Source organism: Acinetobacter sp. ANC_7634 (assembly GCF_056779875.1).
In genome coordinates this window covers 165,731-181,511 of the sequence record NZ_JBWYIT010000003.1, presented here as the reverse complement: position 1 = coordinate 181,511, position 15,781 = coordinate 165,731, and the positions used below count along the sequence as shown (strand labels likewise).

The following is a 15,781-nucleotide window of genomic DNA, read 5'->3' as shown; positions in this document are numbered from 1 at the left end:
ATCATTTAAAATGTTTTGCAAACAAACCACTCAGTTGTGGGATGAAATGCGCAGGAATATCATGCCCCATTCCTTCGATTAATTCAAACTTTGCGCCTGATATTGCTTTTGATACTGCCTTGCCGTGGCTAAAAGGGAGTAGACGATCCTTTGAGCCATGTACAACCAGTGTTGGCTTTTGAATTTGCTTATCGATAGAAACTAATGAGCCTGTACATAATATTGCTAAAAACTGTTGAAGTACACCCGCTGGATGATAACTACGCTTATATAATTTACGCGCGTTTTGAATAACTTCTAATTGATTGACGTAACCAGGTGAACCAATCGTCTGAATGACTTTAATACTATGATTTACAATACCATCTTCATCATTCGATGCAGGGCGACCAATAAGACTAAATAATTGTTTTGGAAATGGTGGCGGAAGAAATGGCTGATTATTACTGGTAAATAATAATCCTAGTTTATCCACTTTTTCTGGATATTTTGCTGCCAATATCTGAGCGATCATTCCCCCCATTGATGCACCAATAATATGCGCTTTTTCAAGACCTAATCGTTCAATGAGTAACGCTACATCTTCAGCCATATCATATAAATTGTAAGGAGAGCCTTGATTTCCTAGACCAAAAGCAAATCGACCCATAAGTTTAAATGTATTGAGGCGAGGTCCCTTGTGCTTAATTTTTGTTGAGAGGCCAATATCTCGGTTATCGAAACGAATGACTCTGAAACCTTGGTCTATTAAAGATTTGCAAAAAAAATCTGGCCAAAAAAGCATCTGCGCACCCAGTCCCATGATGAGAATAATCGTAGGATGTTCAGCCTTGCCTCCAACTTCAATATGAAGGTCGATCCCATTGCCTAGACTCACTTTACTTTCTTGCATGAATGGAGCATAAGGTGAAACTTGATATTCTAGTGCGTTATTCATTTTTATTGTGTCCAAACTAAAAGGGTACTTTCATTTGAAAATACCCTAAATCTTTGAATAATTAAACGGCAGCTGGAATTAAATCTGGGACCAGTTTGGTCAATGTTAAACGTTGCTTCGCTGCTGTTGGTCCAAGTAGCACAAATCCACGAAGCGTTGATTCTTGGTCAAGTGCTTTAGCAATCATTCCGTCATCGAGTTCTTCAGTTTCCCAAGTTGCCTCTACACCTTGAGGTACAGGTAATACAGTCAGTGGTGCAGCAGGAGTTTTCACTGCAACTGGCATCGCTGGATAATGAACTTGTGTATTTTCACCAGACAATGTTTTAGCTAAAGCACGTGCTTGTTGCATAATTGGCATGACATACGGAAGCAGTAAACCATTTACTTCTGCACAATCACCTAATGCATAAATATCGGTTTTATTGGTTTCCATTAAAGTGTTAGTCACAATCCCACGGCTGGTATGGATTCCTGCTTCTTGTGCAACTGATGTATTGGGTTGCAGGCCAACAGCAGAAAGAACAACGTCAGCTGTAAAGCTCTGTCCATTTGCAAGCGTTACGGTATAGCTTTCGTCTGAGTTTTTACTTACCCGATCTACGGTGGTACTTAATGCAAACTGAATACCTGTTTCTTCAAGATTTTGCTGGAAAGCATGTGCAACGTGTTCTGGTAGAAGGCGACCCAAAGGTTGTGGGGCAAGATCAATCACAGTCGCTTGATGACCAGTGCTCTGTAAATCGTTGGCAAACTCACACCCAATGAGGCCTGCACCTAAAATGACAACACGCTTGTCTTGTTTAAGGTCGAGCTTAGAGCGAAATTCACGATAATCAATCAGTGAGTTAACTACATGAATATCATCAGCGCCATCACCTGAAATGGCTAAACGAATAGGGTTAGCACCTACAGCTAATATTAATTTGCTGTATATAAGGTTTTCAGCTTGTCCATCTTTTGTGTAGGTCAATTGATGTTGATTTGCAGAAATTGAAGTTACAGTCGCATGATGAATAATTTGCATATTCAATTGCGCAGACATTTTCTCAGCATCACCTAAGGCAATTTGCTCTGGCGCTTTTTTACCTACAAGTGCATTAGATAAAGTTGGTTTTGCATAGTTCACCGCATCATCTGAGCAAATCATAACAAGTGCTTGTTCAGCATTCAGTTTGCGAAACTCTCGCGCTAATGTGTAACCTGCCATGCCAGAGCCAACAATGATGATCGGTTGCATAGTACTCTCCAATACTGATAATTTTTTTAGTAAATAAGAAAAAAGACCATATCAAAATGGTCTTTAAAGGAAATCTGTATTAGATTTCAATCATTTCAAAATCTGCTTTTGATACGCCGCAATCTGGGCAAGTCCAATCATCTGGAATATCTTCCCATTTAGTGCCTGCAGCAATGCCATCTTGTGGCCAGCCTTCTGCTTCGTCATAAATCCATCCACAAACGATGCATTGATATTTTTTCATTTGATTCTCCAAAAAATACTGACAATTCCATTTATTGGTGTCAGCCAAAATCTTTCTCACACCTAGACTCGAGTGATATGAATTTTTATCGTTCATATTCAAGCAAATTTTTACGCAGTTCGAGGTGGAAAGTAAAGTAAATAACGGAGTTTAGCTGACTAAAAGAGAAGCTGAATGGCAGATTAGGACAAAACGCATGCTAATTATGCTAATGCATGATAGGACTGAGCATTAAATCTTTGAAATATTTGCCAAAATTATATGTATTATGATTTAAAAAAAATTGTCAGACTTTTGTCGCGTATTGATTTACTAGCTATTCATATAAAATTTATACTGTTTGTATTTTATACTTGTTATTTAATTAAAAAATGGTTTATTAAAAATCAATAAGTTATATTGGTTGGTATTTTTTCTTAGCTCATGTTTGCTATATTTTTTGTCAATAATTCGTTAAAATTCACGCATTCTTTTGTCTAATTTTTATCTCCTATGTCTACTTCTTTGTCTACATCATTGTGGTCACACATTCGTACGGTCCAAGATTTTCCAAAACCAGGAATTTGTTTCTTTGATTTAACTCCTTTGTTCATGCAGAGCATTGCACCTTTAACTGACGCCTTAATCGAAAGTATTCCTGCGGAGCAATTGGCAGAGGTAGAGAGTTTCGTTGCGGTTGAAGCACGTGGGTTTGTTTTGGCGAGTTTGTTGGCGCAACGTACTGGTAAGGGGTTGTTGTTGGTTCGTAAAGCTGGAAAATTACCACCACCAGTAATTGGTGTGGGCTATAGCCTTGAGTATGGCATGGACCGTTTAGAAATGTCTGCGGATGTACAGGCTCAAAAAGTGATTATTGTTGATGATGTATTGGCCACAGGTGGTACATTAAAAGCAGTTAAGCAATTGATGGATAAATGTCAGCACACTGTTTTAGGGGCGAGTATTTTCCTTGATTTACCAGACTTACACGCGGATTTAGGAATTAATATTTGGTCAGTTTTGGACGATAAATCAAAACCTCAAATTTAAGTCGAAAAGCCTTGTGATTCACAAGGCTTTTTTAATGTGATTGATGATTTGAGTGGCTGACTAATCCGATCAGGTAATTCAGGCGATCAGGGTTTTCCAGTTGATGACGGCCACCAATAATACTTTCAACGTACATGTATGGCTCTAATAAGTCAGAGGTACTATGCATATCAATCAGTTCATCACCAAGTTCGATATAAGCGATTTGAGATGAGGTTTTGGATTGAAGCTCCTCAATTGTAATCGCTGGATAATCTGGATCGAAAGATGGCATTAGGCTCGGATTTGCAATCACAGCAGGAAGTTGAAATCGATTTGACATCTTTAATGCCCAGTAACCACCTAGACTATGTCCTACTAAAATGTCTGGTTTAATTTTTTCGATCATATCGATATAAAAACGTTCAACAGCAGCGTATTTTAAATTTCGATAATCAACATTAATGCAATATTTATTTTTAGAAAGAATTGCCTGAAACTTGGTAGATTCTCTTGAAGAATCTAATCCATGCATAAACAATACTTTAGGCTCTTGAGTGTTCATAAGTCATCATTAAATCCATTCTATTTTTTATGATTGTTGAAAGTATACTTTTCCACAATTTATAGGATGATTGTAGAGTGCTGTATTCAAAGTACAACTTAGCTTTTGGTCTAAGAAATGTTCAGACCTAGACTTTAGTGGATGAAATTAAGCGTTTTTCAAATGGCTGATTATTTTTTCTAATGCTCAAGTACTTTGAATTCTGCTATGCTATGCAACTTCTTTTTTAAATAAAATTACGAGGCAGAGATGACGCAACAAAACGCTCAATCGACTTCTGAACAAGCCATTTCCGAAAACGATTTAATCGCACAGCGTCATGCCAAGTTAAAACAGATTCAAGATAAGGCTCAAGAGCAGGGTACGAGCCCTTGGCCAAACACGTTTAAGCGTGAACATTATGCACAAGACCTTCAGGATCAGTTTGCTGATAAATCAAAAGAAGAAATTGAAGGCAGTGAAAAAGTTTATGTCAAAGTTGCGGGTCGGGTGATGTTGAACCGCGGTTCGTTCATGGTGATCCAAGACATGACCGGCCGTATTCAGCTTTATGTTGCACGTAAAGAATTATCTGCAGAGACTTTAGACACCATTAAAGGTCTTGATCTAGGTGATATTATTGCCGTTGAAGGTTACATTGGACGTTCAGGCAAAGGTGATCTTTATGTGCATATTGAACATTTTGAACTCCTCACTAAATCACTCCGTCCTCTTCCAGATAAGTTCCACGGTCTAACAGATACAGAAGTAAAATACCGTAAACGTTATCTTGATCTGATCGTTAACGAAGAAACGCGTAAGACTTTTGAAATTCGAGCAAAAGTAGTTGCTGGTATTCGTAACTTCTTGACTGAAAAACGTTATATGGAAGTTGAAACGCCAATGATGCATGTGATTCCAGGTGGTGCTTCTGCGCGTCCATTTGAAACGCATCACAATGCCTTAGACATGCCATTATTCTTACGTATTGCACCAGAACTTTACTTAAAGCGTTTGGTTGTAGGTGGTTTTGAACGTGTGTTTGAGATTAACCGTAACTTCCGTAATGAAGGTGTGTCTACACGTCACAACCCAGAATTCACCATGATCGAATTCTACCAAGCTTATGCAGACTACAAAGACTTGATGGAACTGACAGAGCAAATGCTAGAAAAACTAGCAATTGATATCTTAGGTTCGACAGATGTACCTTATGGCGAAGAAGTGTATAGCTTCAAAGGTCCATTCAAGAAAATCTCAATGTTTGATGCAATTCTTGAACATAACCCACAATTTACACCTGAAAATGTAAATGATCGCGAGTTCTTAGCTGAGTTTGTTAAGAATGAACTTAAAGAGCAAGTGAAGCCAGGTTTTGGTCTAGGTAAGCTTCAAACGATTGTATTTGAGGAAACTGTTGAAACGAAACTTCGTCAACCGACCTTCATTACTGAATATCCTGCGGAAACCTCTCCATTGGCACGTCGTAACGATGACAACCCGCACATTACTGACCGTTTTGAATTCTTCATTGGTGGTCGTGAGCTTGCAAATGGCTTCTCAGAGTTAAATGACCCAATTGACCAGGCTGAGCGTTTCCAAGCACAGGTAGCTGAAAAAGATGCGGGTGATGATGAAGCAATGCACTATGATGCCGACTTCGTTGAGGCGCTTGAATATGGATTACCTCCTACAGCAGGTGAAGGGATTGGTATTGATCGTCTGGTAATGCTATTTGCCAATGCGCCAAGTATTCGCGATGTGATCTTATTCCCACATATGCGTCACAAAAATGCGTAATAGTGAAATTAAAAAAGCCCTTCTTTGAAGGGCTTTTTTAATTTTTCTTAACATAAAATTAAATTTAAATGTTTTTTAGTGTGAGTGTATTTTGAGATTTTAATCACAAAATATTTAATTAAGGTGATAAAAAATATAGAAAATTATCATTAAGGCTAATCTGTTTAACCAGCTGTATGTTTATCAAAATATTTATACAATGTTATTAAATGTATCTAATTAAATGCTTAATGTAAAGTTAATGGATTTATAAATTAAAAATTCAAATAATCAATAAGATATAATCCTAAATTGATTTGTGATGAACCCGAATAGACTTATAAAAATCCTATCATCGAGCTTACTATTTTCTAGTCCACTGGTGTTTGCCAATGGTATTCTCCTCAACGATGAAAACCTGAGAGATGATTTAAATTGGCTGAATCAACAAGGTGTGATTCAAATAAGCACCTCGACATGGCCGCTAAGTGGTGATGAAGTCCAACGTGCCCTCACCAATGCTAAAATTAACTCCATTGAACAACAAAAGGTTATTCAGGAAGTCGAAAGAGCTATTAAGCAGCAAAATGAAACATTAAAAGTTGATGCTTTCGCGGAGAGTGATCAAAAGAAAATCCCACAATCTTTTGCCGATCATCAAAAAGCACAATATGCGCTTGGTGCAGAGTTAAATCTTGGGGGGCAAAATTGGGATGCGAAGCTCAAAGTTAGAGGTGAAAAAGACCCTCAGATAGACAATGGGCAAGACGTTAACCTAGAAGGCTCATATCTTGCGGGTAAACTTTGGAATCAATGGCTCATTGCTGGTCAGATTCCAACCTACTGGGGACCTGGACACGATGGTAGTTTGATACGTGGAGATGCAAGTCGACCAGTATATGGTTTCACTCTACAGCGTGCTGAACAGTCTGCTTTTGATCATAAATGGCTATCATGGATCGGGCCTTGGCAATACCAAGCTTTTGGCGGCCAGGTAGATGATTATAAAGCAGTTCCTGATGCTAAAATTATTGGTTTACGTTTGACCGCACAACCACTACCTTATTTAGAGTTCGGAGCATCACGCATTATTCAATGGGGTGGTGAAGGTCGCCCTGAAAGTTTAAGTAGCCTATGGGATGCTTGGTTAGGTAATAAGGATAACGGCGGTACAGGTGAGCCTGATCCATCTAACCAGATTGCAGGATTTGATGCGCGTTTGAATCTAAGCTATTTATTGAACCAGCCAATCGGCGTTTATGCGCAATACGTGGGGGAAGATGAAGCTGGTGGCTTACCTGCTAAGAAAATGTATCAGGCTGGGGTGGATTATTCTTCATCTTTAAAAAAAATGCCTTATCAGGTTTATGCGGAGTGGGTAGACACCACTACAAATGGTAAGGCGCGAGGGATATCTTATAATCATCATATTTACACAGATGGATATTATCAACATGGCTATCCTCTTGCACATGCGATTGGAGGAGATGGTGAGATGATTTCTGTGGGTGGAAATATTCGTTTTGATGCCATGAATAGACTTTCAGGTCGCGTATTATTTGCAAAAGTAAATCAATCAAATCGAGATACCAATGCTGCATTTTCTGAAAATGATGATATTCAAGCATTGGATTTAACTTGGACGCATTTTGTGAAGCCGAATTTGCCATTAAAGATTAATGGTTGGATTGCAGATTCAGATCGTCATGGTAATGATGCAGGTGCTTCTGTTGGTATTGAAATACCTTTAGATGTCAAAAAACTGGGACGTTAATATTCTTAGATTAGCAATTGAAAAAGCCACCTAAAAAGGTGGCTTTTTTTACATGAGACTTGTTTGTATCCGAACTTTCATTTCTAAGCTAAGTTGCGCGATATAATCCTTCATCCATGGGTAATTCTGTCCCATTGGATTTACTTTAATGGCTGTGTCTAAAAAACTAAGCTCAGGCTGACTGAATAATTGCTTTTCTAAGCAGTCTTTAAATTGCTCAGCGTTCGCATATAAATCTGTTTCAACTACAAAAAAATGTTTTGGATAATTGTAAAAGGCGTAGCACAAATTAAAAGCTTTTTGATTGCCTTTTAAATGACCAATACTAATTTCACTTCTATGATCTTGATTGCTATGTGTAACGCCAATCAAGAACTTTAGTTTTTGATCAGTATGTTCAACAGCAAACTGTAAGCCAATTTGATCAGCAGTTAACTCGTGCTGAACAAAAATATTTAAAGCAGAACCATTTTCAGTAAACGGTTCTTGTAACACTAGAATTTGATGATGCTGATAAATATGACCAGCAATTTGAGCTCGCTCTAAATGTTGTTTAAGAGATTCAAGGCTAAGCATGGGAGATAAAAATAACTAATTTAGAGATTTTTTATATTGAATGAATCCTGTCTCGGTTGCAACACGATTATACAAAAGTCTAGCGTTATCATTGCTTTTATGGGTTAGCCAGTACATTCTATCATAATTATTTTTACATTCATCATAGCTAAATTCTATTAATTTCCTGGCTAAGCCTTGATTCCTGTAATTTGCATCAATAAACAAATCTTGGAGATAACAATAAGGGAGTGTAGTCCAAGTGCTTGCGTGAGAAATGAGATGTACAATTCCGACGACATTTTGATTTTTTATAATGGCATAGCCAAACATATCGGTTTGCGACGCATCAGATAATCGTTTGAAAGTCAGAGCCGCTTGTTGAGGATTCAATTCGGTCTTGTAGAATTCAAGGTAAGCTGACCAAAGGGCTAACCATTCTTGGTATTTTATATTAGAAAGGCCTGTAATTGTTATCATAATTAGATTGTCTCTTTGCTTATATTCTATTTGAGTATATTAATATAAAAAAACGAGATAAAGCTCCGTTGTCTAAATCACTATAATGAATATAAATTTTCAAAAGTGTCATAAGTACACATATTCTAGCTGGTGTTGTCCATGTCATTAAATGAGGAAAGACTTACTCATCTTAAACAGCTTGAAGCTGAGAGTATTCATATCATTCGCGAAGTTGCTGCAGAATTCGAAAATCCAGTCATGCTTTATTCGATTGGTAAGGACTCGGCAGTTATGCTGCATTTAGCGCTTAAAGCATTCTATCCTGCAAAACTCCCTTTTCCACTGTTACATGTAGATACAGGTTGGAAATTTAAGGACATGATTGCTTTCCGCGACAATATGGCTAAGCAACACGGTTTCGATCTTATCGTCCACCAAAATAAAGAAGGTAAGGATGCTGGGATTAACCCATTTGATCATGGTAGTTCGAAATATACTGATATCATGAAAACTCAGGGTTTAAAACAGGCATTAGATAAATACAAGTTCGATGCTGCATTTGGTGGTGCTCGCCGTGATGAAGAAAAATCACGTGCCAAAGAACGTGTGTATTCATTCCGTGATGATAAACATCGTTGGGATCCTAAAAACCAACGTCCAGAACTTTGGAATCTTTACAATGGTAAAGTGAATAAAGGCGAAAGTATCCGTGTGTTCCCATTGTCGAACTGGACTGAGCTTGATATTTGGCAATATATTTACTTAGAAAGTATTCCACTTGTTCCATTGTATTTAGCGGCAGAACGACCTGTTGTTGAGCGTAGTGGTACATTAATTATGGTGGATGATGAGCGTATGCCTTTAAAAGAAGGTGAAGTTCCACAAATGAAATCGGTGCGTTTCCGTACATTGGGTTGTTACCCACTGACAGGTGCAGTGGAATCAACTGCTGATACTTTGCCGGAAATTATCCAAGAAATGTTGCTTGCAACCAGTTCTGAGCGTCAAGGTCGTATGATTGACCATGATGAAGCAGGCTCGATGGAAAAGAAAAAGCAAGAAGGTTACTTCTAGAATCTCTCTTGCGCAGCAGCGCTGCTCCTCTCTTTTCCAAAGAGAGGAGTCATCCCTCTTTTTCAAAGGGGGAATGAGGGAGGATTCAAATACACCGATTTCAACATATTTGTGGAGCTATGAGCCATGTCTCATCAATCAGATTTGATTAGCCAAGATATCTTGGGTTATTTAAAACAACACGAAAATAAAGACTTATTACGCTTTTTGACTTGCGGTAACGTAGATGATGGTAAATCAACTTTAATTGGTCGTTTACTTTACGATTCGAAATTGATTTATGAAGATCAATTGCAAGCAGTGACACGTGACTCTAAAAAAGTCGGTACAACAGGTGATGCACCTGATTTGGCACTTCTTGTAGATGGTTTACAAGCTGAACGTGAGCAAGGTATTACGATTGATGTCGCTTACCGTTATTTCTCTACAGAAAAACGTAAGTTCATCATTGCTGACACACCGGGACATGAGCAATACACACGTAACATGGCAACCGGTGCGTCTACGTGTGACCTTGCGATCATCTTAATTGATGCACGTTATGGTGTTCAAACACAAACTCGTCGTCATACTTATATTGCAAGCTTACTTGGTATTAAGAACATTATTGTTGCGATCAACAAAATGGACTTGGTTGAGTTTTCTGAAGCACGTTTCAATGAAATCCAAGCAGAATACGCAGGCTTTGTTGCACAATTAGGTGACCGTAAACCATCTAACATCATCTTTACGCCAATTTCTGCGTTAAATGGTGATAACGTTGTAAACAAATCACCAAATACACCATGGTACACAGGCGAAACTCTAATGGGTACGCTTGAATCTGTAGAGATTAACCGTACTTCAGCTAAAGCTGATTTCCGTTTCCCTGTACAGTATGTGAACCGTCCAAACCTAGATTTCCGTGGCTTCTGCGGAACAATCGCACTAGGTGATATCAACGTTGGTGATACCATTACTGCATTGCCATCAGGTAAATCATCTACAGTTAAAGAAATCGTTACTTTTGACGGTAACTTAGAGCGCGCAGTTGCTGGTCAAGCAGTGACATTAACATTAAACGACGAGATTGATATTTCTCGTGGTAACGTACTTGTACGTGCAGATCAAGAAGTGCCTGCAATTTCTCGTTCTGTACAAGCGACTGTTGTATGGATGGCTGACCAACCGCTTGCGATTGGTAAGTTATATAACGTGAAGATTGGTACGCAAACTGTTCCTGCTAAGGTAACAGCAATTAACTTCCGTACAAACGTAAATACGCTTGAAAAAGTTCAAGTTGAAAACTTAGAGCTGAATGCGATTGCGAATGTAACGATTGAATTTGATGCACCAGTCGTATTTGACCGTTATCAAGATAGCCGTTACACAGGTTCATTTATCTTTATTGACCGCTTAAGCAACGTTACAGTTGGTGCAGGTATGGTTGAAGAGGCAGTTGAGTGGACTGCACATAATGAGCCTGTAACATCAGAAGCACGTGCGGCGCGTTTGGGTCAAAAGCCTGCTGCGGTAACTGTATCAAATGCTGCAATTGTGAATGCACAAGTATTAGAAAGCTTATTGATCCAACAAGGTGTTGTCGCGATTGCTAAAGCTGGTTTAACTGCTGAGCAAGTTGCATTATTACGTGAAACTGGAGTGGTGGTCATTACTGATACTGCAACAGGTACGGATGCTAGTTTTGAAGTAGAAGCTGCTGAAGAATTGGCTGAGAAGATTGTGGAATTGGTTCGTCTTTAAGATTGACTGATTTAAAAAAACCCGCCTGATGGCGGGTTTTTTTATTTAAAAGTTAATAACGACCACACTAGTCTTAATGAGCTAAGATAGGGTAAACATTAACGATAAATTCGAGATATTATGAAAATAGTAGCGTATTTGCTTTTGATGCTCTTAACGGCGTGTGTTAATGCTCCGATACAACAAAAACACCCTAGTAAAGCTTGTTTAGAATACCAACAAATGATGACAGCGCCTATGCCTAGAGAAGCTATGCAAAAACTGCAAAAAAAATGCTTCGAATCTAAAGAATAGAGATTAACGGTAAAATTGAACTAAAAACTTAAAACATTTTCGTAGAGTAGAAAAGCTAAAAAATAAAATCATCGTTTAAAGTTAAATATTTTTTTATCGCTCAAGAGTCTTGATTAAGATGGAAACTAATCCATTCTATTTAATATTCATTTGCTAAGAAAAATTATTAAATCATGCCTCAAGGTTCAAAATTTTAACGATATTGGATTAGTTTTATGTACTTGAAACTTGAAAAATATAGGAATAGTGATTGCTTTGGTGCTAAATTAAATGAGATGAAATGATTAGGCGCTACAATGAATAAAGCACTCCCAAAATTTCACCCCAAACATCTCAATTGGCTGATGCCGTTAATTTTGTCATGTTTGATGAGTGGTTCAATTTCTTTAATTAATATTGTAATGAATCGTGGATTTTTTGATGGGATCTGGGTGGTCTGGATAAAGACGTGGGCAATGTCTTGGTTAATCGCATTTCCATTGATCTTAATATTTTTACCTGTGGTAAGAAAAATCTTAATGCGTTTTGTAAAAACGATACCATAGCCCTTGAATGAAAGGTTTGATTAGCATTTAAAACAACAATTATAAAATTCTATGATCTTGCAACTGTTAAAAAATCGGGATAATTTTCAAGTCGATAAAAATTACAACCTAAGGATTGGCATGACATATAACTCAGTATTTAAGGAAAACTTATTTCAGAATCAGGTCATCATTGTGACAGGAGGTGGTTCTGGTATTGGACGTTGTTCAGCTCATGAGCTTGCATCATTGGATGCACAAGTGATTATTACAGGGCGTACCCAAGAAAAACTCGATAAAGTTGTTGCTGAAATCATGGAAGATGGTGGCAGAGCCTATGGCATCGCTTGTGATAATCGTGATGAAGCACAAGTGAAAGCCATGATTAGCGAAGTAATTGAAAAATTCGGACGAATTGATGGCTTGGTGAATAATGCAGGCGGACAATTTCCAGCGCATTTAGAAAAAATCTCAGCCAATGGATTTGATGCTGTCATTCGAAACAATCTACACGCTACATTCTATCTTATGCGCGAAGCTTACAATCAGTGGATGAATAAGCATGGTGGAAGTATTGTCAACATGACTGCTGATATGTGGGGAGGTATGCCGAATATGGGACATTCAGGGGCAGCCCGTGCAGGGGTTGATAATCTGACCAAGACAGCTGCTGTCGAATGGGGTAAATCAGGAGTTCGCGTGAACGCCGTAGCACCTGGATGGATTTTGTCATCAGGTATGGATACATATACTGGTGAAATGGCTGAAAAAGTGATTCCAAGTATGGCGGAGAAAGTTCCTTTGCAACGCATGGGAACAGAAGCTGAAGTATCATCAGCGATCGTCTATTTATTGTCTGAAGCATCTAAATTTATATCGGGTGTCACGATACGGATTGATGGCGCAGCTTCTCAAGGCACACGTATATTTCCATTAAGTCCGGCTGAGAATAATCAAGCCTATGATGGATTTCACCGTTCTTTTTTACCCGAAGTGATTCAAAATTTAAAAAAATAAGAAATGCCCAATTGAAGCTTTAAACTTAACAATTGGGCATGTAAATTTAAAGTTTCTTACTGAATCGTGACTGTCACGGGTTTACCGTACAGGGTGTAGCTATAATTCGGAGCAATCGTGTATTGATAGCTCGGCATGACATAGGCTTTGCCTTTTTCACTAAACGTAATCGACTGACCATTTTTACTATATTTGGCAGAACCAGGCAGAACAATCATTGAATTAAAGTTTTGTGCTGAAGCCTTACCTATCTGAGTAACTTTTTCTCCACTAAAAACAACAGGCTGTCCTACTTTCGCAGTAATTTGACCTGGAGTATTGATCTTGACGACTAAATCAGAAGATTCATGAGCATAATCGGTGGTTAAGCCATGTGTTCCTTGTACATACATACGATTAAAATCATCTTTATTGGTACGGAATGTCCAAGGCCAGAAAGTTACGCCACGTAAGCTCGCCATTGACATTAACTCTTTGGTTAATCCTGCAAAAGATGGATTAAATGTAGAAGAATATTTTTGAGTCGCGTCTAATATTCGACGTGTGTTTACAATATTGCTTTGTGCGTTCGGCGTACTCGTTAAGAAGCCTGTAGAAACACCCGGTAAGGTATTTTTCATCTGTAAGATTTGATCACCATTAAAACTAATAACAATCGATTGATCATAGGCATTATGCTTATCTAAAAGCTCTTTAATCTTCGCTACAATTTCAGGCTTAGCACTTTTAATTTCGATGAAATTGGTCACATGGGGGTATTTTTTGACTGCAGCCAAAACCTCATCCATGGTTGGAACTGGGCGACCATTAGGAATCGTACGTAACTGACGAATTTCAGCTAAGGTGAGATCTTCAGTATTTCTATTATCACCTGTGGTACGAGTTAATGTTCCATCATGCATTAGGAAAACATGACCATCTTTCGATAGATAGACATCATATTCAACTGCGTCAGCACCCACCTTAATAGCTTTAATTGTTCCTTCTAAAGTATTTTCATCCTCTAAGGCTGGAATGCCACGATGGCCTGTGATGAGGGGTTTTCTTAACAGGGTATTCGGTGCCATCTGCTTCATAATGTTTTGGAAAACATCTGGCTGTTGTGTATAGATCCCATTAATCCCAGTGCTTAAAATATCAGCTGCTTTGAATGCATCAATGCCATCTTTTTGATCTGGATGAAGTGTGCTTGCCCAAGGTGTAATTAATAAGCGTTGTAGATGAGATACGACTTCTGATTGCACTAAGTGCGGCGGTAAAATGACAATTTTTGATAAAGAAGAATTGGTATTATGAGCAATTTTTACAATATCTGATTTACTATTGGTTAAACCAGATTGTTTTGAATAGTCGAGTGCTGTACGCAATACAGGGATTTCAACACGAGCTTTACGTAAGAGTTCAGGCTGATCCGACACCAAGGTGATATCAGCGAGATCATAGTTTTCTGTCAACGTTTTCAAATTTCGGATTGTTTTTTCTGAATTGATCGTTAATAGCGGAATATGACGTCGTGTTGAATCATTTAAATAATCTTTTAAATGAGTAATTTTCTTTTGATCTTGGTTAAGAAGATTGAGTTGCTCATCCAGTTGATAGGCAACATGAGTTGCTAATGGAGCTGAGTTCAGTGTAGTAGCGCCAGCAGGCTGAGCGAGTGCTGGTGCCATAGAGACTGGCAATTGCTGATCGATTAGATCTGTAACTCGATTAGACTCTGGTAGGGCTTCAAGTTGCTCAGTCACTTTAATTGAATCTACACGCATCAAAGCGCCAGCTGTAGAAATGCCAATGTCACCCTGATTTAAATTGTAAGGTAGCGTGCTATCGAGTACGAGTTCATCATTAATATAATGGCGTACGCGTTGGCCATGTACGATGACTGTTGCTTTGTAGGTTTTATTTAACTCAAAATTCTCTTTATGTGCAGATTTCTGTAAAACATTCCATGTGTTGTTAGGTTGACGCATAGAAAGTTCAAGACCACTTGCAGCGGTTGCATCAACACGAAATGCGAATTGATAGTATGGAGTAAAAGCTGGATCAGCATATTGATCAGCGGCACGATAGATGATGCTACCCCAACGCCCGCCATTGTTATTCTCTAAGAAAGCAAAATCCATATCGATACGATAATTACGATGTTGCTGTAGTTCGTTTGGCAACATGATGGTCGTCATTTGTGTATCGTGCGCCGTACCATTGATGAGTAGTGCTCCATCTTTAACTTCAATATTCCCTGGATTGCTACGAAGTTGAGTCCAATTGTTTGGAATAGTAGTTAAAGCATTGAAATTTTCTTCAAAAAGTATTTTGGGTACAGGAACTTCAATTTCTGGTGTTTCAGGTTCTGGAGATGGATTAGGATTTTCCGTTTGATCTGGATTTGATACAGCATTTTTTTGATCATCATCGGAGCAAGCCGTTAAGCTTAATGTTAATAATATTGCTGACGTCAGTGTTGTAAATTTCATCATTAAAAAGTACTCGAAAAGTATGTCCCTAAGCGAGACACAATCTAAGTACATAAAATGACAATTCTATGGATTTGTCATAAAGTAAAAAAAATATTACATATTAAATATT

At 38.2% G+C, this 15,781-nt stretch carries 14 protein-coding genes; 7 read left to right on the top strand and 7 right to left on the bottom strand.

The annotated features are described in order from the left end of the window. Position 1: 1 nt before the first annotated feature. From AC1M9A_RS05875 to rubA, 3 genes are all read right to left on the bottom strand, one after another. Entirely contained in the window at positions 2-937 is a 936-nt protein-coding gene (locus tag AC1M9A_RS05875) for an alpha/beta fold hydrolase (protein WP_092766881.1), read from the bottom strand. Positions 938-998: 61 nt separating this feature from the next. Further along, positions 999-2,177, bottom strand: coding sequence for an NAD(P)/FAD-dependent oxidoreductase (locus tag AC1M9A_RS05870; protein WP_481609832.1), 1,179 nt, complete (start codon positions 2,175-2,177; stop codon positions 999-1,001). A 79-nt stretch (positions 2,178-2,256) separates the two neighbouring features. Next, positions 2,257-2,421, bottom strand: coding sequence for a rubredoxin RubA (gene rubA / locus AC1M9A_RS05865; RefSeq protein WP_000760495.1), 165 nt, complete (start codon positions 2,419-2,421; stop codon positions 2,257-2,259). 492 nt (positions 2,422-2,913) lie between these two features. Between rubA and AC1M9A_RS05860 the strand changes: the two genes are divergently transcribed. Beyond that, on the top strand, positions 2,914-3,450 hold the full coding sequence (locus AC1M9A_RS05860; protein WP_481609831.1) for an adenine phosphoribosyltransferase: 537 nt from the start codon (positions 2,914-2,916) through the stop codon (positions 3,448-3,450). A gap of 31 nt (positions 3,451-3,481) precedes the next feature. On the opposite strand, the gene AC1M9A_RS05855 is transcribed toward AC1M9A_RS05860, so the two are convergent. Further along, positions 3,482-3,994, bottom strand: coding sequence for a YqiA/YcfP family alpha/beta fold hydrolase (locus AC1M9A_RS05855; protein ID WP_179997703.1), 513 nt, complete (start codon positions 3,992-3,994; stop codon positions 3,482-3,484). A gap of 249 nt (positions 3,995-4,243) precedes the next feature. Here AC1M9A_RS05855 and lysS point away from each other — a divergent pair, with 249 nt between their 5' ends. Then, a complete protein-coding gene (gene lysS, locus AC1M9A_RS05850; protein WP_092766879.1) occupies positions 4,244-5,773 on the top strand; it encodes a lysine--tRNA ligase in 1,530 nt (509 codons plus the stop codon). A 301-nt stretch (positions 5,774-6,074) separates the two neighbouring features. Next, positions 6,075-7,526 (top strand): capsule assembly Wzi family protein, encoded by a 1,452-nt coding sequence (locus AC1M9A_RS05845; RefSeq protein WP_481609830.1) that lies wholly within the window; start codon positions 6,075-6,077, stop codon positions 7,524-7,526. A 48-nt stretch (positions 7,527-7,574) separates the two neighbouring features. Here AC1M9A_RS05845 and AC1M9A_RS05840 read toward each other — a convergent pair whose 3' ends face one another. Continuing rightward, positions 7,575-8,102 (bottom strand): hypothetical protein, encoded by a 528-nt coding sequence (locus AC1M9A_RS05840; RefSeq protein ID WP_481609829.1) that lies wholly within the window; start codon positions 8,100-8,102, stop codon positions 7,575-7,577. A 15-nt stretch (positions 8,103-8,117) separates the two neighbouring features. After that, positions 8,118-8,561 (bottom strand): GNAT family N-acetyltransferase, encoded by a 444-nt coding sequence (locus AC1M9A_RS05835; RefSeq protein ID WP_481609828.1) that lies wholly within the window; start codon positions 8,559-8,561, stop codon positions 8,118-8,120. 141 nt (positions 8,562-8,702) lie between these two features. On the opposite strand from AC1M9A_RS05835, the gene cysD reads away from it, so the two are divergent. From cysD to AC1M9A_RS05815, 4 genes are all read left to right on the top strand, one after another. Further along, the gene (cysD, locus tag AC1M9A_RS05830) at positions 8,703-9,617 is read left to right on the top strand and encodes a sulfate adenylyltransferase subunit CysD (protein ID WP_481609827.1); all 915 of its coding nucleotides are present in this window, start codon (positions 8,703-8,705) and stop codon (positions 9,615-9,617) included. Positions 9,618-9,743: 126 nt separating this feature from the next. After that, positions 9,744-11,360 carry a sulfate adenylyltransferase subunit CysN gene (gene cysN / locus AC1M9A_RS05825; RefSeq protein WP_481609826.1) on the top strand — a complete coding sequence of 539 codons (1,617 nt, stop codon included), beginning with the start codon at positions 9,744-9,746 and terminating at the stop codon, positions 11,358-11,360. 590 nt (positions 11,361-11,950) lie between these two features. Then, entirely contained in the window at positions 11,951-12,199 is a 249-nt protein-coding gene (locus tag AC1M9A_RS05820) for a DUF2798 domain-containing protein (RefSeq protein WP_481609825.1), read from the top strand. 120 nt (positions 12,200-12,319) lie between these two features. Then, on the top strand, positions 12,320-13,195 hold the full coding sequence (locus AC1M9A_RS05815; protein ID WP_481609824.1) for an SDR family oxidoreductase: 876 nt from the start codon (positions 12,320-12,322) through the stop codon (positions 13,193-13,195). A 56-nt stretch (positions 13,196-13,251) separates the two neighbouring features. Here AC1M9A_RS05815 and AC1M9A_RS05810 read toward each other — a convergent pair whose 3' ends face one another. Beyond that, a complete protein-coding gene (locus AC1M9A_RS05810) occupies positions 13,252-15,672 on the bottom strand; it encodes a glycerophosphodiester phosphodiesterase family protein (RefSeq protein ID WP_481609823.1) in 2,421 nt (806 codons plus the stop codon). Positions 15,673-15,781: the final 109 nt, after the last annotated feature.

Excerpts from the sequence above, each read along its gene's own strand:
- AC1M9A_RS05875 (WP_092766881.1), bottom strand. The coding sequence starts at position 937 with ATGAATAACGCACTAGAATATCAAGTTTCACCTTATGCTCCATTCATG.
- AC1M9A_RS05870 (WP_481609832.1), bottom strand. The coding sequence starts at position 2,177 with ATGCAACCGATCATCATTGTTGGCTCTGGCATGGCAGGTTACACATTA.
- rubA (WP_000760495.1), bottom strand. The coding sequence starts at position 2,421 with ATGAAAAAATATCAATGCATCGTTTGTGGATGGATTTATGACGAAGCA.
- AC1M9A_RS05860 (WP_481609831.1), top strand. The coding sequence starts at position 2,914 with ATGTCTACTTCTTTGTCTACATCATTGTGGTCACACATTCGTACGGTC.
- AC1M9A_RS05855 (WP_179997703.1), bottom strand. The coding sequence starts at position 3,994 with ATGAACACTCAAGAGCCTAAAGTATTGTTTATGCATGGATTAGATTCT.
- lysS (WP_092766879.1), top strand. The coding sequence starts at position 4,244 with ATGACGCAACAAAACGCTCAATCGACTTCTGAACAAGCCATTTCCGAA.
- AC1M9A_RS05845 (WP_481609830.1), top strand. The coding sequence starts at position 6,075 with ATGAACCCGAATAGACTTATAAAAATCCTATCATCGAGCTTACTATTT.
- AC1M9A_RS05840 (WP_481609829.1), bottom strand. The coding sequence starts at position 8,102 with ATGCTTAGCCTTGAATCTCTTAAACAACATTTAGAGCGAGCTCAAATT.
- AC1M9A_RS05835 (WP_481609828.1), bottom strand. The coding sequence starts at position 8,561 with ATGATAACAATTACAGGCCTTTCTAATATAAAATACCAAGAATGGTTA.
- cysD (WP_481609827.1), top strand. The coding sequence starts at position 8,703 with ATGTCATTAAATGAGGAAAGACTTACTCATCTTAAACAGCTTGAAGCT.
- cysN (WP_481609826.1), top strand. The coding sequence starts at position 9,744 with ATGTCTCATCAATCAGATTTGATTAGCCAAGATATCTTGGGTTATTTA.
- AC1M9A_RS05820 (WP_481609825.1), top strand. The coding sequence starts at position 11,951 with ATGAATAAAGCACTCCCAAAATTTCACCCCAAACATCTCAATTGGCTG.
- AC1M9A_RS05815 (WP_481609824.1), top strand. The coding sequence starts at position 12,320 with ATGACATATAACTCAGTATTTAAGGAAAACTTATTTCAGAATCAGGTC.
- AC1M9A_RS05810 (WP_481609823.1), bottom strand. The coding sequence starts at position 15,672 with ATGATGAAATTTACAACACTGACGTCAGCAATATTATTAACATTAAGC.